The 21,076-nt window shown below is 46.1% G+C and carries 17 protein-coding genes and 2 other annotated features; of the genes, 13 read left to right on the forward strand and 4 right to left on the reverse strand.

Annotated features, from left to right (window positions below; genetic code table 11):
* Window positions 1-94: 94 nt before the first annotated feature.
* Window positions 95-453 (forward strand) — a binding site (T-box leader).
* A 66-nt stretch (window positions 454-519) separates the two neighbouring features.
* Window positions 520-858 (forward strand) — a binding site (T-box leader).
* A gap of 335 nt (window positions 859-1,193) precedes the next feature.
* Window positions 1,194-2,753, forward strand: a complete 1,560-nt coding sequence (locus MHH25_RS06835) for a 2-isopropylmalate synthase (protein WP_036668956.1) — start codon at window positions 1,194-1,196, stop codon at window positions 2,751-2,753.
* Window positions 2,754-3,404: 651 nt separating this feature from the next.
* On the opposite strand, the gene MHH25_RS06840 is transcribed toward MHH25_RS06835, so the two are convergent.
* Window positions 3,405-5,363 carry an ABC-F family ATP-binding cassette domain-containing protein gene (locus tag MHH25_RS06840; RefSeq protein WP_340019561.1) on the reverse strand — a complete coding sequence of 653 codons (1,959 nt, stop codon included), beginning with the start codon at window positions 5,361-5,363 and terminating at the stop codon, window positions 3,405-3,407.
* 279 nt (window positions 5,364-5,642) lie between these two features.
* Here MHH25_RS06840 and MHH25_RS06845 point away from each other — a divergent pair, with 279 nt between their 5' ends.
* From MHH25_RS06845 to MHH25_RS06895, 11 genes are all read left to right on the forward strand, one after another.
* Window positions 5,643-6,281, forward strand: a complete 639-nt coding sequence (locus MHH25_RS06845; RefSeq protein WP_076251475.1) for a 5-formyltetrahydrofolate cyclo-ligase — start codon at window positions 5,643-5,645, stop codon at window positions 6,279-6,281.
* Window positions 6,282-6,296: 15 nt separating this feature from the next.
* A complete protein-coding gene (gene moaC / locus MHH25_RS06850) occupies window positions 6,297-6,800 on the forward strand; it encodes a cyclic pyranopterin monophosphate synthase MoaC (protein WP_223869015.1) in 504 nt (167 codons plus the stop codon).
* 37 nt (window positions 6,801-6,837) lie between these two features.
* Window positions 6,838-7,323 (forward strand): MogA/MoaB family molybdenum cofactor biosynthesis protein, encoded by a 486-nt coding sequence (locus MHH25_RS06855; RefSeq protein WP_017690080.1) that lies wholly within the window; start codon window positions 6,838-6,840, stop codon window positions 7,321-7,323.
* 214 nt (window positions 7,324-7,537) lie between these two features.
* On the forward strand, window positions 7,538-7,786 hold the full coding sequence (tatA, locus tag MHH25_RS06860; protein WP_036668966.1) for a twin-arginine translocase TatA/TatE family subunit: 249 nt from the start codon (window positions 7,538-7,540) through the stop codon (window positions 7,784-7,786).
* A gap of 78 nt (window positions 7,787-7,864) precedes the next feature.
* The gene (gene tatC, locus MHH25_RS06865) at window positions 7,865-8,647 is read left to right on the forward strand and encodes a twin-arginine translocase subunit TatC (RefSeq protein ID WP_017690078.1); all 783 of its coding nucleotides are present in this window, start codon (window positions 7,865-7,867) and stop codon (window positions 8,645-8,647) included.
* Window positions 8,648-9,042: 395 nt separating this feature from the next.
* A complete protein-coding gene (gene groES / locus MHH25_RS06870; RefSeq protein ID WP_017690077.1) occupies window positions 9,043-9,324 on the forward strand; it encodes a co-chaperone GroES in 282 nt (93 codons plus the stop codon).
* Between the two features lie 73 nt (window positions 9,325-9,397).
* Window positions 9,398-11,032 (forward strand): chaperonin GroEL, encoded by a 1,635-nt coding sequence (gene groL / locus MHH25_RS06875; protein ID WP_017690076.1) that lies wholly within the window; start codon window positions 9,398-9,400, stop codon window positions 11,030-11,032.
* Window positions 11,033-11,264: 232 nt separating this feature from the next.
* Complete coding sequence (locus tag MHH25_RS06880) at window positions 11,265-11,705, forward strand: hypothetical protein (RefSeq protein WP_076327289.1); 441 nt, start codon at window positions 11,265-11,267, stop codon at window positions 11,703-11,705.
* A gap of 122 nt (window positions 11,706-11,827) precedes the next feature.
* Window positions 11,828-12,064 carry a hypothetical protein gene (locus tag MHH25_RS06885; RefSeq protein ID WP_017690072.1) on the forward strand — a complete coding sequence of 79 codons (237 nt, stop codon included), beginning with the start codon at window positions 11,828-11,830 and terminating at the stop codon, window positions 12,062-12,064.
* Window positions 12,065-12,280: 216 nt separating this feature from the next.
* Window positions 12,281-13,333 (forward strand): NAD(P)/FAD-dependent oxidoreductase, encoded by a 1,053-nt coding sequence (locus MHH25_RS06890; RefSeq protein ID WP_340019563.1) that lies wholly within the window; start codon window positions 12,281-12,283, stop codon window positions 13,331-13,333.
* 87 nt (window positions 13,334-13,420) lie between these two features.
* Entirely contained in the window at window positions 13,421-13,768 is a 348-nt protein-coding gene (locus MHH25_RS06895; RefSeq protein ID WP_340019564.1) for a hypothetical protein, read from the forward strand.
* Window positions 13,769-14,050: 282 nt separating this feature from the next.
* On the opposite strand, the gene MHH25_RS06900 is transcribed toward MHH25_RS06895, so the two are convergent.
* Both MHH25_RS06900 and MHH25_RS06905 read right to left on the reverse strand, forming a co-directional pair.
* On the reverse strand, window positions 14,051-14,794 hold the full coding sequence (locus MHH25_RS06900) for a hypothetical protein (protein WP_340019565.1): 744 nt from the start codon (window positions 14,792-14,794) through the stop codon (window positions 14,051-14,053).
* A 94-nt stretch (window positions 14,795-14,888) separates the two neighbouring features.
* Entirely contained in the window at window positions 14,889-18,008 is a 3,120-nt protein-coding gene (locus MHH25_RS06905) for a glycoside hydrolase family 2 TIM barrel-domain containing protein (protein WP_340019566.1), read from the reverse strand.
* Window positions 18,009-18,113: 105 nt separating this feature from the next.
* On the opposite strand from MHH25_RS06905, the gene MHH25_RS06910 reads away from it, so the two are divergent.
* Complete coding sequence (locus MHH25_RS06910; RefSeq protein ID WP_235431527.1) at window positions 18,114-18,968, forward strand: AraC family transcriptional regulator; 855 nt, start codon at window positions 18,114-18,116, stop codon at window positions 18,966-18,968.
* Between the two features lie 5 nt (window positions 18,969-18,973).
* Here the strand turns inward: MHH25_RS06910 and MHH25_RS06915 are convergent, their stop codons facing one another.
* Window positions 18,974-21,028, reverse strand: coding sequence for a helix-turn-helix domain-containing protein (locus tag MHH25_RS06915; RefSeq protein WP_282319095.1), 2,055 nt, complete (start codon window positions 21,026-21,028; stop codon window positions 18,974-18,976).
* Window positions 21,029-21,076 lie beyond the last annotated feature (48 nt).

Here is a 21,076-nt window from a genome sequence, read left to right on the forward strand (position 1 = left end):
TAAACAGGCAGTTTGAGATTAAGAGTTGACAGCAGGGATGTAAAGAATGTATATTTAGTTACAAATTTAAACAGGAATTCAGATTCCTGAACTGATAAACGCGATGAACAGGAATAGTAAGGTCATTCCCGGTCTTAGAGAGCTGCGGTATGGTGCAACGCAGTCGAAGGAAACCTGAAACTCACCTGGAAGCGGAACGATGGAACACGGTGACTCCCCGGGAGAATCCGAAGGCCGATCATGGCCCAAAGTACATGGTTACGGGTTGCCTCCGTGAATGGGCCGTTGTCGGTAGGACCGTTATTACAAGGATCGACTGACGATAACTGAGGGGGCTTTCAGGCTGCTTCAAGTGATCCGGATATGCGAAAGCATTCAGGGGTTGTCTTGAATGAACAGGAAGGAAGTCAACAAGAGTGGTACCGCGAAGGTGAACAGCCTGTCGTCTCTTGCATTATTGCATGAGGTGGCAGGCTTTTTTGATTTTCAAAATAAGGATGAATGAAGTTAGGTCATATTATAAATGTGATGAACGGGAGCAGTAGAACGATAAAGCGCTCAGAGAGCTGCGGGGTGGTGCGACGCAGTGGCTGGAATCCTTCGAATCTCGCCCGGGAACGGAGTTGTGGAAGCGTGGGGACGATATCAATCGCCCAGTTGTCCTGATGGACAACAACATGTGTTACACAGCAACGGTTAACCCCCGTTATAGGGTGTTTCTCCGAATTCCAGTGGTGTCGTGCGTGTACGTACATCCAGTGGATTTCGGAGACGACGAGGTGGATGGAGTCCGGCGCAAGCCTGGCCCATCAAGCGAGAGTGGTACCGCGGAGGGGATAATAACCCGCCGTCTCTTATATGAGATGGCGGGTTATTTGTGTTTGCTGCCGGCAGCAGGGTGGGCATGGGAAGAACCATATGGAGATTGAAAAGTCAGAGGATCAGGGTGTAAGTCGACGTACACTCTGTCATGAGGGTAAGCAGGATATACAACGAACCAGTAATGAACATTGAACAACAAGTGTAGGCACGAAACATTCAACAGGTATTACTGATCACCAAGGACTAAGCTACAAACAACATACGCGTTTACAAACAAAATATATAACAACAGTGAATGCGATCAGCGGGTGTTCTGTGGCACGTGGATCGTAACGGAAATATTTATAAAAATTTGATGGAGGTTGATGGATATGACAACAACTAATAACAAACGCATGATTGAGATTTTTGATACAACGCTGCGTGATGGAGAACAGGCACCGGGAGCAAGTCTGCAGCCCGAGCAAAAGATTGAACTGGCACACCAACTGGCTTCTCTGGGTATCGACGTCATTGAGCCTGGATTCCCGATCTCCAGCCCAGGTGAGTTCGCGGCGGTTCAGGCGATTTCGAGACAGTTGCAGAACGTGGAGATCTGTGGATTCGCGCGTGCGGTCAAAGGTGATATCGATGCAGCTGTTCAAGCAACAGCGGATGCAGCACGGCGCCGAATTCACCTGTTTATCTCTTCTTCGGATATTCATATTGAGCATCAACTGCGGCGTCCGCGCAGTGAAGTGGTGGCTACCGCTCGTGAGATGGTATCTTATGCACGCCAGTTCACGGACATCGTAGAGTTCACAGCCATGGACGCTGCCCGTACCAAGATGGACGATTTGATTGAAATGGTTGAAGTCGCCATTGAAGCTGGAGCGAGCATTATTAATCTGCCGGATACGGTCGGTTATGCCCTGCCACATGAGTATGGCGAGATGTTCCGCCGGGTGCGTGAGGGTGCAAGAGGCGGCGATCAGGTTCGTTATAGTGCTCACTGTCACAATGATCTGGGCCTGGCCGTAGCTAATAGTTTGGCTGCGATTGCCAATGGGGCTACCCAGATTGAAGTGACCATCAATGGTATCGGAGAACGGACGGGGAACTGTGCACTGGAAGAGCTAATTATGGCGCTGGAGACTCGAGGAGACGCAATTGGTGCAACGACGAACATTAAGCTGAATCAGCTGTATGAGACTTCACGTCAGATTAGCCGTGCGATGCACTTCCCGATTGCGTACAACAAGCCAGTGGTGGGACGTAATGCATTCCAGCATGAATCTGGCATCCATCAGGATGGTCTGCTGAAGAATCGGAGCACCTATGAGATTATGGACCCGGAAGCGCTGGGTATTCCACGCAGCATGATTATTCTGGGCAAACACTCCGGTCGTCACGCCCTGAAGGATCGGGTTCGCAAATACGGTTTTGAGCCGGATGAGCAACAGATGGAGCAATTGTATGAGGTGTTCAAAGAAACCGCAGACCAGCAAAAAGTGGTCAGTGACGACCAGTTATTACAGATGGTTAGCCAGACCATGAATATTCCTGCACAGGATTATGAATTGGTTGAATTGCAGGTGACGGCCGGCAGCATGACGGATCGAATGGCCGCCGTTCGCATTCGCACAAGCGCTGGAGAACAATCTTACTCTGCTGTTGGCGGTGGACCCGTGGATGCAACCATCCGTGCGATTGGTCAGAGCATTTCCGATGATATTGCATTTGTAGATATGGAGATGCATGCCTTGAGTGGTGGAGAGGGTGCAAGTGCAGAAGCTGTAGTTACCGTGGAGCGTGCAGGACGTGAGTTCCGGGGAACAGCAACACATAATGATATCGTCATGGCTGCCGGTTTGGCTTATGTAGCGGCTTGTAATGCTGCTGGGCTGAAGGCCGAGTCTTCCGAACATCATGAACAAGAAGCACATGCGTAAAACATCTTTTGCCAGATCGCATCTACAGCGGCAATAGTAGCAATTGCAATTCGTTGTAAATATGCATGGCATATAGTAAATAAATGACGGGCAGGCCTTAAACGACAAAGGTCTGCTTTTGTCTTATTATGGAGGAACATTGAGGAGTGGAATGATGCATTTGTCAAGGTGTTATTATAGTTATCCACATATCCAGTGTAATTTGTGGGTAACTATCCCAAAGCCAAACCAGCATAGTTTTCGAAACGAAAAGGGTTTAGGGGATAGAATGACTCCTTACTATCCACAAAGTTGTGGATAAAGTGGATAACTTGGTGGATAAATATGGTTTTTGTGTGCAAAAGGCTATTCTACCGCTGTATAATTAAGCTTATTAATGTGCTTGCTATCTTGCTTTCTTGTGGATAAGTGTGAGGGACAGGGAGATAAAAATATTTCTCTTCATTCGAGTAAATTTGACAAAAGTCAAAACAGCTCCCCTAACCTCCGTATGTTAGAGTTCAATCTCAAGGAACATAAAGAAGATAAGGTGCATAGCTTCAATACGCATCCTCAACAAACAAAAAGCTGATCCCAATAAGGAATCAGCCGGTGGTGCTACTATAATTGTATGACGCGATCAAGCCATGGTCTGAGTCTGTACTATTCGTACTATTCCATAGCTAGTTCTTCCCAGTCCTCGTAGGCTTTGGTGAGTTCTGCTTTGTGTTCCTCCGATTGTTGCTGGAGTTCTTGCAGCTTCATATAATCCTGATAGATTTCAGGCAGAGCCATCTGTGCCTCAAGTTCGGTAATCTTTGTTTCCAACTCTGCAATCTGTTGTTCCAGAGCTTCCTGCTTGCGTTGTCGGTTGCGCTCTTCACGCTTCGCCTGTTTTTCCGCTTCGAATGAAGCTGCTCCAGATTTTTCGGTTGTGGCTGTGTTCAGATCGGATTTGGACGAGTTCTTGGACGAAGCCTGACGTGCCTCAGCAGCTTCACGTGCGATGTCCTCAAGCTCCTGTTTTTTCTCCACATAATCATCGTAATTACCGAGATATTGTTCTGTGCCGCCTGGATGAAGTTCAACAATGCGTTCAGCCATTTTGTTGAGGAAGTACCGGTCATGGGAGATGAACAGCAGGGTGCCTTCATAATCCATTAATGCCGCTTCCAGCACTTCTTTGGCAAACAGGTCGAGATGGTTCGTAGGCTCATCCAGAATGAGCATGTTGGCTTCCTTCAACATCAGCTTGGAGAGAGACACACGTGCTTTCTCACCGCCGCTGAGGGAGGAGATTTTCTTGAGCACATCGTCACCGCTGAACAAAAAGTTCCCCAGTACGGTCCGAATGCGTGCTTCTTCCATCCCGGGATAGGCACTCCACAGTTCTTCCAGAACCGTGTTGGATGGATTGAGCCCAGTCTGTTCCTGATCGTAATAGCCGATCTGCACTTTTGTTCCCCATTGGATCTCTCCGGTTACCGGACGTAAACTTCCCGTAAGACACTTCAGCATGGTGGATTTACCAATACCGTTTGGTCCAATCAGAGCAACCGTTTCCCCACGTCGCAGATCGAAGGATACGTTGCGGAACAATGGAGAAGCCTCGTCATAAGCGACAGACAGCTGATCCACTCGAAGCACTTCCTTGCCTGACATAACGGCGGTTTCGAAGGAAAAATGGGCTTTTTTCAAATCTCCCATCGGTTTATCAAGCCGCTCCATTTTGTCGAGGGCTTTGCGCCGGCTTTGCGCCCGTTTGGTCGTCGAAGCACGTACAATGTTTTTCTGAACAAAATCTTCCATCTTGGAGATTTCGCCTTGCTGTTTCTCATATTGCTTCATCTGAGTTTCATATTCGGCAGCTTTGAGCTCCATATAACGGCTGTAATTTCCCGTATATTTTTTGGAGCGGTGACGTTCGATCTCAACGATGGTTGTTACGAGTCGATCAAGGAAGTACCGGTCATGGGATACCACGAGCAGTGCGCCTGAATAACCTCTCAGATAATCTTCCAACCAAGTAAGGGTGGCGATATCGAGATAGTTGGTAGGCTCGTCCAGCATGAGCAGATCAGGTGCCTGAAGCAAAATACGAGCAAGCGCAAGGCGTGTCTTCTGCCCGCCGCTCAGAGTAGCAATGGGAGTGTCTGGCGAAAATTCGCCGAATCCCATCCCGTGCAGTACGCTGCGAATGCGGGTTTCCATCTCATAACCGCCATGGTCCTTGAACCAGTCGGAGCGTTTCGCATAACGTTCCAGCAGGTCAGCATACTTTTTCTCGTCTTCCATCTGGGCAGGGTCGGCAATATCACGTTCCATCTGACGCAAATCAGCTTCAGCCTGTGTCAGGTGAGCGAAGACGTTCATCATTTCTTCCCAGATGTTACGGTCGGATTGCAGCCCGCTGTTCTGAGCGAGGTAACCGAGCGTCGTTTCTTTGGACTTGAAAATCTGTCCTCCGTCATAGGACGTTTCGCCGGCTACAATTTTGAGCAAAGTGGATTTCCCTGCACCGTTTACACCAACGAGGCCGATGCGCTCGCGTTCTAATATTTGTAAGTTCACGCCGTCCAGGATTGGATCGACACCAAAACGTTTGATAATTCCGGATACTTGCAGCAGCATAAAATTAAGTTCCTCCATAGGTCCAGTTCTTGATATGACAACTATATCCCAGTTTACATGAAATACAGAGCAATTGCACCGATTGGGAACGCATGGGGCATGTAGTCTTTTTGATCAATCAATGATAAACTGAAAGAAGGCATGTTATTACATGAGGATTTTGCAGAAAATGAATCATTTTAACCATTTCAACAAGATGACAACTGGTCATAACATATAAATTGTTTTTAATGAGAGCTTTTTTCTACCTTCCCTATCAACAGGAGGTTATTCAAGGATATGCAGGATCATGCGGAACTGAAAAGTCAGCTTCGATCCAGACTAAGACAGAGCCGTGATCTGATGGATGCAAGCATGCATCAGCAGGCGATGACTAAGATTAATGCTGGAGTGAAGCGGGAGCTGGAGCGCCTTAGACAGGCCAAGAGCAAGGTTGTGAACAAACCACTCGTCATATTCAGTTATCTGTCCTATGGAAGCGAAGCGTCCACAGCTTTTCTGTTTCAAGAGGGCTGGAATCATGGAGATGTGATGTTTGCACCAAAAGTGTTGGCGAATCCACCTCGAATGGAGCTACGGCGAGTGACCGGAGAACAAGATCTGGAGCCAGGCATATGGGGGATACCCGAACCTAAGGATTCCTGTGAAGTCCTGACGCCTGATGATTGGCCGGATATCGATCTCGTATTGGTACCGGGGCTTGGTTATGATCTCCACGGCGGGCGTATTGGTTATGGTGGCGGTTATTATGATCGTTTTGCCGAGATGCTTGCAGCAACATGTGTGATGACGGGCAAGAAACCGTTGATGGCTGCGATGGTATTGCCGGGTCAGTTACAAGAGGAGATCCCGATGGACCTGCTCGATCTGCGGATTGATCTGTTGATAACAACCGAAGGTATATTACATATCGAATAAAGGGTTGTGATGTGATTGAGTTCAGAAGTGAACAACGGCCAGGCTTCGGGTGGCAAACTGACCCATTTTAATGAACAGGGGCGGGCCCGGATGGTTGATATTTCAGGTAAGGAAATTACCGTACGTACGGCTGTGGCCGTAACCAAAGTGACGATGAATCCAGATACACTGGAAGCGATTCGGGAGGGCCGAATCGGCAAAGGTGATGTTCTGGCTGTGGCTCAGATTGCCGGGATTCAAGGCGCGAAGAAAACGTCGGACTGGATTCCGATGTGCCATCCACTGGCACTGACGGGTGTGGATATTCGTTTTCATGATAACGGAGTGGATGAATTACACATCGAAGTTACTGTCAAAACCGAAGGCAAAACGGGTGTTGAGATGGAGGCGCTCACGGCTGCCTCAGCTGCAGCACTGACGGTCTATGACATGTGCAAGGCCATGCAAAAAGATATGATTATCGGTCCAACCATGCTGAATTCCAAGAGTGGTGGCAAAAACGGTGATTACAGCCGATAGGCAATATTTATTTTCATAGAGGAGAAGGGTGATCTTTATGGTGTGGAGAACAGCAATCCTGACAGCCAGTGACAAAGGAGCCCGCGGGGAACGTGAGGATACGAGTGCACAAGTCATTCGGGAGCTGGTGGAAGAAGAGCTGGGTGGTCAAATCGTGGAGTACCGTATCGTTCCGGATGAACCCGATGAGATTATTGCGGCTTTGATTGAGATGACGGATTATTTTCACGCCGATCTGGTGCTGACTACCGGTGGCACGGAGCTGGCCATTCGTGATATTACTCCGGAAGCGACCCGGCGCGTAATTGAGCGGGAAGTTCCCGGGATGGCAGAGGCCATGCGGTACAGTGTAATGAGCAAAAACCGTTCTGCAATGCTGTTCCGCGGGGTATGTGGCATTCGTGGACGCACGCTGATTGTTAATCTGCCAGGTACACCAAAGGGTGTGCATGAACATCTGGCGGCCATTATGGATCAGCTTCCGGAAGCGCTGCTGATGGTTACGGGTCAGTTCAAGCAATAATCGAGCACGGACTCTGGGGCAAGATATCCGATTAGCCATGAACCGGTGTTAGATTGTTCTAGTGACATCTCTTATCTTATTTGTGAATTTTGCGGGTTATGTAAGTGGTTACATCTATGGTATGATGGGCTTAAATTAAGAACGCAGCAGAGACATCTATGAACATCTGGCCGAGTATGCGCATCTTCGAAGCTTGAGACGAGGAGGAATATCAATGTTTAGTTCCATTGGACCAACGGGCTTTATTTTGCTGGCCGTGATTGCATTGTTGTTGTTTGGACCCAACAAACTTCCGGAACTGGGACGTGCAGTTGGGCGTACCTTCCGTGAATTCAAAGAGGGCGCTCGCGAGATTATCTCTGAGGATGACTCGTCCAATCGCAAAGAGCAGGAGAAGGCGAAACCGTTGGCGGCTGAGAGCACACCTGCAGACAAGCCTGCTGATAAACGCCTGCCGGAATAATCTTGACGGCAATGAAAGAGAAATCCCTTCCTGCCGGAAGGGTTTTGTATTTTAAGCTGGCAATAATGGGGGGCAGGCATGACGCAGCAAATGGAAGAAATGTCGATTACGGAACATCTGAGCGAGCTGCGGAAGCGGCTGATCTACGTATTAAGTATTTTTGTGCTGGGACTGATTGCAGGATTTTTTGTGGCGGACCCGGTATACCAATATCTGACCAAGGCAGAGTCGGCAAAAGGTTTTGTGTTACATGCCTTCTCGTTCTGGGACGGGATTGGCATCTATATGAAGATTGCAGGGTTGTTCTCACTTATTATTACACTGCCGTTTACGGTGTATCAGATCTGGAAGTTTGTTAGTCCAGGGCTAAAGCCGCGCGAACGAAAAGCAACGCTGAAGTATGTGCCCTATGTGTTTCTGTTATTTCTGACAGGTATGGCTTTCTCGTATTATGTTATTTTTCCGATGGCACTTGCCTTCACAACAGCGATAACGGAGAAGATGGGGCTTGTGGAGACCTATGGGATGAAACAGTATTTCAGCTTCCTGTTTGGCATTGTGCTGCCTGTGTCCCTGTTATTTGAACTTCCTTTACTTATTATGTTTCTGACAGGACTGCGGATTCTGAATCCAATTCGTCTTCGCAAGATGCGCAGAGTCTCTTATTTTGTTCTGATCTTCATTGCAGTGGTCATTACACCTCCAGACTTTATTTCCGACCTTCTGGTGATGATTCCCTTGCTCTTGTTATATGAGATCAGTGTGTTATTATCCGCAATCGTATATCGCAAGCAGCTTGCAGCCGATGAAGAGATCGAATCCCGCTACGTTCGTGCCGAGGATAAGAAACATGCGGGCTGAATGAGGGTAAGCTGTAATGTGCCCGGAAAAGACGGTATGTTCTTATCCGGGCTATTTCTGTAGACTGCCGACCAACACGACAGGACAAGCAGGCATATTATGTTCAACAATGGATACAATGGGGAAGGGACTGTAACGTTGCAGAAGGGTTAAACAATTTCGTAGAATAAGATTAGTGAATTGCAACATAGAACCAGGCACAGCGGGTGTAATTTGGCTATGATTATGTAAATTCAACGTAAATTCTCGCAGGAATTCGTCAAAAGGACTTGAAATCATGCTTCAAGTTGAGTATCATAAAGTTGGTTGTTAGCACTGAACACTGTCGAGTGCTAATACATATGGCTACAACCTACAATGTAACGTTATATAATTTCAAAAGGAGGCTATTTTTCATGATCAGACCTTTAGGTGAACGCGTATTGGTAGAACCACTGGAGCAAGAACAAACAACTTCTTTCGGGATCGTACTCCCGGACTCCGCCAAAGAAAAACCGCAAGAGGGTAGAATCATTGCAGTTGGTGCTGGAGTATTGAAAGACGGCGTACGTGTAGCTCTGGAAGTGAAAGAAGGAGATCGCGTTATTTTCTCCAAATATGCCGGTACAGAAATCAAATTCGAAGGTAAAGAATATTTGATTATGAAAGAAAGCGATATTCACGCGATTCTCGACTAATTCAAATTTAATCGGATAACCGAACCATATAGCACGACCATTTTCCAACAAAAACTAGGGAGGTTTTCTTAACATGGCTAAAGACATTAAATTCAGTGAAGACGCTCGTCGCTCCATGCTTCGTGGTGTGGACGCATTGGCTAATGCAGTAAAAGTAACACTCGGTCCTAAAGGCCGTAACGTGGTTCTGGAGAAAAAATTCGGAAGCCCGCTCATCACAAACGATGGTGTAACCATTGCTAAAGAAATCGAACTGGAAGATGCATTCGAGAACATGGGTGCACAACTGGTTAAAGAAGTAGCAACAAAAACCAACGATGTTGCCGGTGACGGTACTACAACAGCAACTGTATTGGCGCAAGCGCTGATCACAGAAGGTCTGAAAAATGTAACTGCAGGCGCTAGCCCAATCGGTATCCGTAAAGGGATCGACAAAGCGGTTAAAGCTGCGGTTGCTGAATTGCAATCCATCTCCAAACCAATCGATTCCAAACAATCCATCGCACAAGTTGCAGCAATCTCTGCAGCTGACGAAGAAGTAGGCGAACTGATCGCTGAAGCTATGGAAAAAGTAGGTAAAGATGGCGTAATCACAGTAGAGGAATCCAAAGGATTCGCTACAGAACTTGAAGTGGTTGAAGGTATGCAATTCGACCGTGGATACATCTCTCCTTACATGATCACAGATACGGACAAAATGGAAGCTGTTTTGGACAATCCGTACATCTTGATCACAGACAAAAAAATCTCCAGCACGCAAGATATCTTGCCATTGCTTGAGAAAATCGTTCAACAAGGCAAACCGCTGGTATTGATCGCTGAAGATATCGAAGGCGAAGCACTGGCTATGCTGGTTGTGAACAAATTGCGTGGTACATTCAATGCTGTAGCTGTTAAAGCTCCAGGATTCGGTGACCGCCGTAAAGCAATGCTGCAAGACATCGCTGCCCTCACTGGTGGCCAATTGATCACGGAAGAACTGGGTCTGGACCTGAAATCCGCTGTTGTGGAACAACTGGGTACAGCTCGTCAAATCCGCGTAACAAAAGAAAACACAATCATCGTTGACGGTGCTGGTAACAAATCCGATATCGATGCACGTGTTAGCCAAATCCGTACACAATTGGAAGAAACAACTTCCGAGTTCGATAAAGAGAAACTGCAAGAGCGTCTGGCTAAATTGTCCGGCGGTGTAGCAGTAATCAAAGTTGGTGCGGCTACTGAAACAGAATTGAAAGAACGCAAACTTCGCATCGAAGATGCCCTGAACGCAACTCGCGCAGCGGTTGAAGAAGGTATCGTATCCGGTGGTGGTACAGCGCTCATGAACGTATATAGCGCGGTTGCGGCTGTAGCTCTGTCCGGGGACGAGCAAACAGGCGTAAACATCGTCCTGCGTGCTCTGGAAGCACCAATCCGCACAATCGCAGCTAACGCTGGCGAAGAAGGTTCCGTAATCGTGGAACGTCTGAAAAAAGAACAAACAGGCGTAGGCTTCAACGCTGCAACTGGCGAGTGGGTTAACATGATCGAAGCTGGTATCGTTGACCCTGCGAAAGTAACTCGTTATGCATTGCAAAACGCGGCTTCCGTAGCAGCTATGTTCTTGACTACTGAAGCAGTTATCGCTGACAAACCAGAACCAGCAGGTGCTGGCGGCGGAATGCCTGACATGGGCGGTATGGGTGGAATGGGCGGCATGATGTAATAAAGGTGTAAAAACCTTTAAAGCATCATGTGCCTGGCAGAGTGAATTCTCGTTACGATGTGACAAGAATTTGTGAGGCGGCCACTGCTAGAAATTATAAATAATACAAAAACCACTTCTTAGAAATTATTAAGGAGTGGTTTTTGTATTATTGAGTATTTTATAATCAAAGTCACAATGTGGGGGATTTCCCCCTTTTTCCTTTAGTAATGAGATATGGAGGGCATATATCATGAAACATATTAGAAAAATGATAGTGGCAGGTTTAGTGTCTGCTGCTGTTATCATCTTAATCTATAATTTCACTTCTGATTCCGAACGAAAATTTGTAAAAGTAAATGAAGCTAGTGATACTCCATTAACTACATTCACAGTAATTAATAATGAGGATTTCGCAGGCACTACAAATACGCATCAGTTTGATATTCCAACAGGGTTTAGTTATGTGAAAGTTAGTTTTAAAAACACGGGTTCGAAACACTTTACGTTCACGATCAATGAAGGATCACCTAGTGGAACTGAAATATTGTATGGCAGGGTCCCGGCAGACGGAAAAGAGCATACATATTATAGTGACAAAGCATTGTCGACGGGTTCGTATTATGTAAGTACCTCTTCTGCGCAAGGGATGTCGGGCATATTGGATGTTTCTCTTGGAACTGATGTTAATTAAAGATTCGGTAATTCGCTCTAAATGTAGATTTGAAGCCCTGTGATTGAAACCTCGTTCCTATGGTTTCGTATGTACTGTGATACATAGAGAGCTTATCAGTAACGACTTGAGGAGGAAATGATTTGAGAAAGGGTACAAAGTGGACATTATGGATACTGGGTTTGATGCTCGCTGCAATATTTATCAACTTTTTTATGAATCTATATAGCTTTGCTTATGCACTGATTACTGTGCTTATACTTGCCTTTATGGGGTGGGGTTTCTTAGCGAAATTAAAGAACGACGTTCGTCAGCATGAAGATTACCATAGAAGAGAGCATCAGTCTGCGAACGATGACATCGATAGATACACCAGGTAGAATTCAACCAACCTATCATACTTAGCACGTAGCATACATGAGAAGTTATAAGAAACTTGCACTGAAATGATTAAAAGGCTCCCGTGAGGGAGTCTTTTTAATGGCTGATTTTGTAAAAGGAAGTAGTGATGTTTTTCTATTGCTAAACAGACAGTTGTTAAGTAAAATAAACATATGAATAAGTACTCATATATTAATATATAGACGATATTGGAGATGATACATATGTACGATGTATTGGTTATCGGAGCTGGACAAGCAGGCTTGGCAGCAGGTTACTATCTTCAGCAGTCGGGGTTAACCTTTTTAATCGTTGACGCTGCTTCATCTATCGGAGAATCTTGGCGTAAACGGTACGATTCCTTGCGTCTTTTCACCCCACGAATGTATGATGGCTTACCGGGAATGCCGCTTAGTGGAGATAAAAATAGCTTGCCAAGCAAAGATGAAATTGCAGATTATTTTGAAAGTTACGCTAAAAAAATGGATCTTCCAATAAAGTTAAACTGTTTAATCTCTCGTCTCACGAAGCAAGATGAGGTGTACTATGCTGAAACTAATGATGGAACGATTGAAGCGCGCAATATTATCGTTGCCACGGGGCCTTTCCAGACCAAAAATGTTCCTCATTTTGCGAAAGCATTATCCGAGCATGTGATTCAGCTTCACTCATCAGAATATAAAAATATCTCTCAATTGCTTCCTGGAACAACAGTAGTTGTAGGCGGAGGGAATTCAGGTGCCCAAATCGCCGTAGAGTTGACATCAGATGAACAACAAACCGTATACATATCCATAGCTCGAAATATTACCTTTAGGCCTTTGCATATTAATAAACGAAGTATATTCTGGTATTTTGAAAAGCTCGGAATATTACGTGCAAGTGCAGATCGTATGGTTGGAAAATGGTTGAGAAATCAGCCTGAGTACGTATATGGCTATGAGTTAAAAGAATTGATGACCCAGGGAAAAGTTAACCTGCGCCCACGTGCCATTAATGCAATAGATGACCGCATCCTATATGAGGATGGTAGTGAGACACGAATAGACAATATTATCTGGGCGACTGGGTTTAAGCGAAATGATAGTTGGATCGATATCAATACTGCTTTTGATGCCCAAGGTGTAATTATACACGAGAGAGGCGTATCACCGGTTGCTGGACTGTACTTTGTAGGGCTACCTTGGCAAACATCACGGGGTTCAGCACTGTTGGGATGGGTTAAATACGATGCTCAGAGAATCGTTAATCTTATCATTCAAAGGTAAGACACATTATACTAAAATAGATGCTAGGGATGATTAGCGGATATCACAACTCACATTTTTGGGTATATTCCTAAAAGGAGGGATTTTATGAAATTATTTAAACTGCCAATGATTCTTTGTGTTATAGTGCTTGTATCTATTGTCTCAGCTTGTGGTGCGGATGATAGGTTACACGGAAAGAGCGATAACTGGGATGTTTCTCTACAGAGATCAACAGGGAGCTATAGTATTACTTATATAGGTGATGAAAAGCGCATAAAGGATTTTGTGTTTGACCTTACCGGCAATAATATAAAACAACAGGGGAAGGCGCTTGAGGAACAAGGGGTACCGTTCAGTATGTCGGGAACGGCTACTGAGGCGGAGAAAACGAAAGATCCAATTACCTTTAAAATGAGTTGGAACAATCAGAGCGAGATAGTAACTTTTGAGTAACTCTCGCATGCGGGAGGTGTTCATCATTGGACTTATGGCAACTATTAATCGCCTGGATATGCATTGTTTGTTGGATTGTCACATACAAAGATAAGATCAGTAAATGGATACTTTACCCTGTCTCGCTTTTTTGTATAGTGATTACTTTAATTTTTTGGCTTACTAATCCATAAAATAGGAAAATGTTAGATCAGAGACTGTGACTACTGAATTATCCAAAAAAAGTACATATCACACGATAGGCCGTTCCTTCATGGAGCGGCCTTTTTGCACAATCGCATCTTATCTCGCAACAGTTATTTCAAAAGTAGAGTGCTCAGAATCCTGTACGCTGAAGCGATATTCTAATCCGTTGCGAATAGTCGCTCCATCAAAATCAGACTGATTCACATCACGATCCAATAGACCGATATCCTGGATGACATCTTGTGCATCGTTATAGGTGTACTCACTATTGGTTGTGAGAATGAGTGTGGCGATAGCAGTTAGAAAAATTCCACCTGTTGGTTTACGCGTATCACCAGTTCCGTACAACCTGACTTCCTGTATGCTCTCATCTGCATTCACTGCACCAACCAAGCGTAATTCGTCATTGAATACATACTCGAAAGTGCCAGTGCCCTGCTCGGAAGAGTCTTGTATATTCAAGCGGGTAATACTCAACCCATTCAGTCGGTATTTGCCTACGGCGCCATTAAACTTGTTTTTAAATTCATCGGCAGTCATGTGGAGGCCAGAAAGTTTAATCTGGGATGAAGGGGTCTGATCAAGTTCAGACTGAGTAGAGTTCGAAGATAAATTCAGCATCCCATACAAACCTATTGAAGCAATCGCAAAACAGGCTGTCGTTAGAAAAATATATCTGATTGGCAACCTATCACCTTTGCGAATAGATAAGATCATCCCAACAACAAATCCCAAAAAAGCGATAAATCCAAGAATGAAGAGAGTGGTAAACAAATATTGCAAAGTCTCACCTCGTAATAGAGTAATAGCTGGTACGAATCTTTCTTGCACCTCATTCATTATAATGTTCCCATGACAAAGTTCAAACTCCCACTACTCACTGCCCCAACAAAAAAAGCACTGCCGGCATGCTGCCAGCAGTGCTTGCTTGATGTTATATAGGTCTTACCGTAAAGGTGAAGTGATACGCGCGGTTGGCTGGCAAGGTGTATTCGACATGGGTACGTGCGCTCCAGCTGTCATCTCCGCCAACACCCATTTGTTTGTAATTGATGCGGGTGACAGTCTGTGTGCTCTGAGGTAATTTGTACACATGGTCGTTTGCTTCCAGTTCTTCCGGTGTCCACGGCAACGCATTAATTTCAAAGGGTATAGTGGCTTCAACATGAAGGCCAAGCTGACCATCTGCTGACGTAATCTCTGCAAAACGTACATCCGTTTTGTTACCACACTCTTGTGGCTTCAGATATGGAACAAATTGATCTCGAACCGCACCTGTGTAATAACCGAGACGTGCACTGGTCAGACGGTCTGCATAATTATCATGCGGGCCTCTGCCGTACCAAGAGATTGTATCCAAGCGGTTATTCAGTTGTAGCAGCATACCAAATTCCGGTAGATCAGGTAAGCCTACGCCTGGAATAAGGGTTTGACTGATTTCCAATACACCATCCGCATCAATTCGGTATGTGATGGACAGCGTACATCCCGGATGTTGATCCCACGTATAATCGGTCGTTACGAGAATACCTTGCTCGTCTGCATGGTGCTCAAAGCGAATTAATCTGCTGGTAGCGTGAGCATCTCTCCAGAAGGCAGAACGCTCATTCAGGCGGTTCCCCATATCATTGTCTGTCATGGCTCTCCAAAAATTCGGCCGGACAGGTGCGAGCAATTGCTCCTGATTGTTGATCTGATAGGATGTTAACGCGCCAGTAGCTGGATTGAAGCTCAACGTGACTTGGCCTGTAGTCACTTTCAATTCATCTTGCAGCTCTTGTACCTGCGGTGTATTGCCTTGCCCTTGGTGTACCTGTTGGATTGGACGCAATCGCGGAGATACCACGAACTGATCCCAGGCAATCTCATGACCTACTCCTGCCCATTTGGTTGCGATTTTTGTAACCAGAGATACAGTCAGCACCGCTTCCTGGAACAGATCGGAAGATGGCGTATAAGGGATTCGGACTTCAACCGATTCGCCAGGAGGTACCGCGATATCCAACGTACCGTTCTCTACAGATTTGCCATCGTGAGTTACTGTCCATACGAGCGAATATTCGCTCAGATCCGTGAACAGGAACTGGTTTTTGATGCGCAGCAGGCCGTCTTTGACATCAACGGTTTCCATACGAACGTTCTGATAACATTTCTTCACTTCTTCCAGCTTCGGTGTAACCGTCTTATCCGCCAGAATCAGTCCGTTTCCGCAGAAATTGCCATCATGAGGGGATTCACCGAAATCGCCACCATAAGCAAAATATTCTACACCGTCTGCCGTAGTGGTACGAATGGACTGATCAACCCAGTCCCAGATGAATGCACCCTGCAACACATCATATTTATCGAACAAATCCCAATACAGATGCAGACCTCCACAAGAATTACCCATGGCATGGCTGTATTCGCAGATAATATAAGGTTTCTTCGGTCCCTTCATGCGCGCGTATTGCTCCACATCTTGTGGGCTGATATACATCGTTGATTCAATATCGCTTGCCGAATCGGAAGGGCGATAATGGTAGGTACCTTCATAATGAACGAGTCGTGTTGGATCGACCTGCTTCAGATAATCGTACATGGCAATGAAGTTATCGCCGCCGAAGGATTCATTGCCAAGGGACCAGATGATGACGGACGGATGGTTTTTATCCCGCTGGAACATGGAGTTACAGCGATCTATTACGTTATTACGCCATTCCGGTTTGCTCGCGGGAATATTGTTTTCATTCATTTCCTTTTGCTCATATTCCCAGGTGCCGTGAGTTTCCAGATTCGTTTCGTCAATGACATAAAGGCCATATTCATCACACAGTTCGTACCAGAGAGACTGATTTGGATAATGGGATGTGCGCACGGCGTTAACGTTATAGGACTTCATCAACTCGATGTCACGAATCATGTCTTCCCGTCCAATGGCTCGACCCTTATCCGGGGAAAATTCATGACGATTGACGCCTTTAAATACAATGCGTTTGCCATTGATTTGCATCAGGCCGTCCTTCAGTTCAAACTTGCGGAATCCGATCCGGCTGCGGACCGCTTCCAGTGTTTCGCCTGATTCGTCCTGAATGGACAGCACAAGTGTATACAGATGAGGGGACTCGGCGCTCCATAGAAGCGGTTGGATAACCTCTGCTGACAAATTGAATGAAAGTTCATCCTCACCCTGGAAAGTAACGGCCGCAGTAAGTGGTTGCTTCAGTACAGTCTGCTGTTGTGCATCATAGAGCTGTGCCTGAACGGACAATCCGGCAGTGTTCTGCGGGGCATTATGATTAAATAATTTCAAATCCAGCAGGAGCTCCGCATCCTGATACGCGTCATCCAGTTCAGTACGAACAAAGAAATCGGCGATCTGAACCGGTGAAGGTGAATGCAGGTATACACCACGGAAGATGCCGCTTAACCGCCAGAAATCCTGATTCTCCAGCCAGCTCGCATCACACCAGCGATATACCTCCACAGCGAGCTTGTTCTCACCTTCCGTTAGATACGAAGTGATATCAAATTCTGCGGGTGTGAACGTGTCTTCACTATAACCGACGAGTTCCCCGTTGACCCATACATAAAAGGCGGATTCAACACCCTCGAAGTGCAGCAGGACAGGACGGTCTTTCCAGTCAGCAGGAACAGTAAACGTGCGGATGTACGAACCCACCGGATTATAAGTTGTAGGTGCAAATGGTGGCTTCAATTCAGGCTCACGCTCGACCCACGGGTACGTCATATTTGTATAGTGGGGATAATCGTACCCTTGTAGCTGCCAGTTGGAAGGAACAGCGATCTCGTCCCAGTCACTGGCATCATAGTTGTTCTCATAAAAGGATGTAATCCGTTGCTCCGGTGTCTCCGCAAAGGCAAACTTCCACTGACCATTCAGTGATTCGTACCATGGCGATGCGCTGGAATCATTGGACAATGCTTCTGTTATAGATGGAAACGCTACCATAGAAGCATGTGCGGGTAGACGGTTTACTTGAAAAGTCTCGGGATTATTGTTCCATTCCGGGTATCCATTTGCCGGAGGGGTGTGTACCAGTTTCTTTCGCATAACAGCAACTCCTTCTGAAATGTTATAATATTGTCATTATAGAATTGAATGATGACTTAGAGAATAAAGAATATTGCCCATATATATCACAATATGAAACTAACGATGAAGAAAGTGGTGTACTGGATGGATACCCGGATTTTTTTTGGTAAAACAGAAGAAGCTGCTCGCCTGCCGATCTATATGACCACGGTTGGTTACTGGGAACACCAATATGAAACTGAGCGTCCAGAGGGATTCCCGGATTATCAGATCCACCAGATTATTCATGGTCAGGGGAGACTGATTATACAAGAGGACGAGTATATCGTCGGACCGGGTGACGTTTTCTTTCTGTATCCCGATGTTCCGCATCGATATATGCCCATCAGTGACCGTTGGGAACTGGCTTGGGTCTCGTTTCAGGGGAGAGAGGCTAGCCAGTTATTATCTTATGCGGGGATTACCGGTTCACGCGTATGCAGACTCAGGACAGCAACGCTGCTACGTGGCCTGGAGCAACTTCTGGTTAGAGGAGAGAATGGCGGTGATACGGATTACGCAGATTACGATGTGGAGTGTTCCAAACAATTATATGCCCTGCTGCTGGATCTGAAGCCACTGCTCATCGCATCCGCCAATTATAATGATGAACTGGAGCGCTTGAAGCCTGTGCTGCGTTATATCGCAGAGCATCTGGATCGTTCACTGTCGCTGAAGGAACTGGCCGATGTGGCTGTGGTATCTCCCCAATATTTGTGCAGGCTGTTTCAGAGGGCACTCCATACCAGACCTGTATTTTACGTGAACCAAGAACGGATCAATCGAAGCAAACAACTCATGTTCAGTGAGAGAGAGCTTCGAATATATGAAGTGGCTGATCGGGTGGGTTACGAGAACGCCAGTTATTTCTGTGCGATGTTCAAAAGGCATACAGGCATGAGTCCAGAGCGTTTTCGCAAACTGCACGGACTGAATTGATGGAGTTACAATTTTAGTGCTCCACTTGCGGTAGGAGCACCAGAGTACACTTCACTTAAATGACATGCCAGATACACCTTCATCCAACCCTCGGAATCGTTCAGATCAACACCTAGAATCTCCTCTATTTTGCGCAGGCGCAGGTACAACGTATTGGTATGAATATGCAGACGTTCGGCTGTGGCTTGCACAGATCGATTCGCGGCAATGTAGGTTTTGAGTGTGAGTTCAAGCTCTCCTGATTTTTGCTGTTGAAGAGGGGACAGAATTTCGTGAATGTAGTTCTCGATATCGGAAGGTTCCTGGTTCAGAAACAACCGATTGATCCCGATTTCTTCGTAGAGCATCAGGCCCGCTTTGTTTTGTTTCAGCAAAAAGGACAATGAGCGTGTAGCCTCGTCATTGCTTTTGGACACATACTCAAGCCCTTGATACAGTCCACCGATGCCGATAGATAGGGCAGGAGTCTTAGAGGTGGTCCATTTCTCCACAGCCGTTTCCAGCCTGCTGATGATCCAGTGTCTGACTTTGGGCTCGGGTGCCGCAGCCAAAATCGTAATTTTGTGATGTGCACTGAACAATAGATGTTCGCGGGTGCCCAGCTCCTTTTCGATAAATCCGATCAACTTGCGCACCCAATTTTCAGTTGTTTTCATGTCGGGATGTTCCCCATAGAGCTGCAATTGAGCGACGAACAAGGACTGATGGGCTGGCAACTGAAAGCTGGAAAGTCGTGCCTCCAACTGCTGTGGTTCTCTATATTGCACGAGATCGCTGAAGAAATCATGGTTTTTCCGATAGGACATCTCGGTGAGTGAGTAGGTATTCACCATCTCCAGCATCACAATAGCTCCGCCTTGTTCCAAAATCACATGATCCAACTGACCTAACGGATGATCTAATTGGATGGCAAAACAGCCAAGCACCAGAGATCCGTTCACAATGGGATAGAGGTAATAATCGCTATGATCCGTTCCACCGGATAAGGTGATGGGGTTAAACTGACTGTCCAGAGCGGTATAGATATCGAGCTCACTTAGCAAGACACTTTCCGGGATGAGCGGGTACCAGTCATTTCTCGCCATGTCCACATAATAGGTGGGAAGTTTCAGCATTGACCCAACCGTCTCAATGATATGTCCGAGGCTCACATGTTCAATGGAAAGTGCCGTGAATTGATTATGAATTTCATTGCGGCTAACGAGATATCGGTTCGTTTCCAGCAGTTCTGAATACATGGTGGCGTTGGAGATGGCAATGGCTGCCTGATCCGCAAATCCCTGCATCACATTCAGATCATGTGGGGCAAATCGTCTGTTTTGTTCAAATTGGTATACCAGCATTACACCGATTTTGTGAGTATTCATTGTCACGGGAACGGCGATAAGTCCTTTTGCCATAATACCGTCAGGCAGTGAACTTACAATGATATCCGCATTCTCCTGACTAACATTGCCCATATCTTTAAAGGCATCATCCGGTGTGCTATACATTCGGCCAATGCCTTCCTCGTATACTTTTCCCGTAATGCCCTCATCCAGCTCGCCCTGATATTGATACACGCTATCCTGAAAACCGACTTTGGCTCTAGGAATCATCTTGCCAGAGTCCGGATCAACCATCATGAACAGTCCGCAGGAAAGGGAGGGGATGACATGGAGCGCATTCTCCATGATTTTGAGTAACAAGTCGTTCAGCTCCAGGGAACAGGTCAGCTCCCGCAGTCCGGTCAACCATCGATCATTGTGTGCACGTTCCATCTCAATCTGCTGCTTCAGCAGTCCTTCCCGAATCAAAGACTCCAGACGTTCACTCTGTAGCAGGGTAAGTTGCTTCTGGGTATCGATAACCACACGAATGTTGATGTTAGACAAAAAAACAAACGTATACCTGAGAATCTTCCAGGATGACTCAATCTGTTCTTGATCTGTACATTCAGGTAACTCTCCTTCACGCAGCCAGTTATTCCACTGGAAATCATATTCATCCTTGATCCAGATTCCGTACGGAACAGACCCAAAGACTTGAACCATAAATGAGCGAACCGCTTCATGAATCATAGCAAACGTACTCCTTTTGTGTTCACATGGCAAAATGCTTACATATAT

Source organism: Paenibacillus sp. FSL H3-0457, assembly GCF_037981725.1.
Lineage (GTDB): Bacteria > Bacillota > Bacilli > Paenibacillales > Paenibacillaceae > Paenibacillus > Paenibacillus amylolyticus.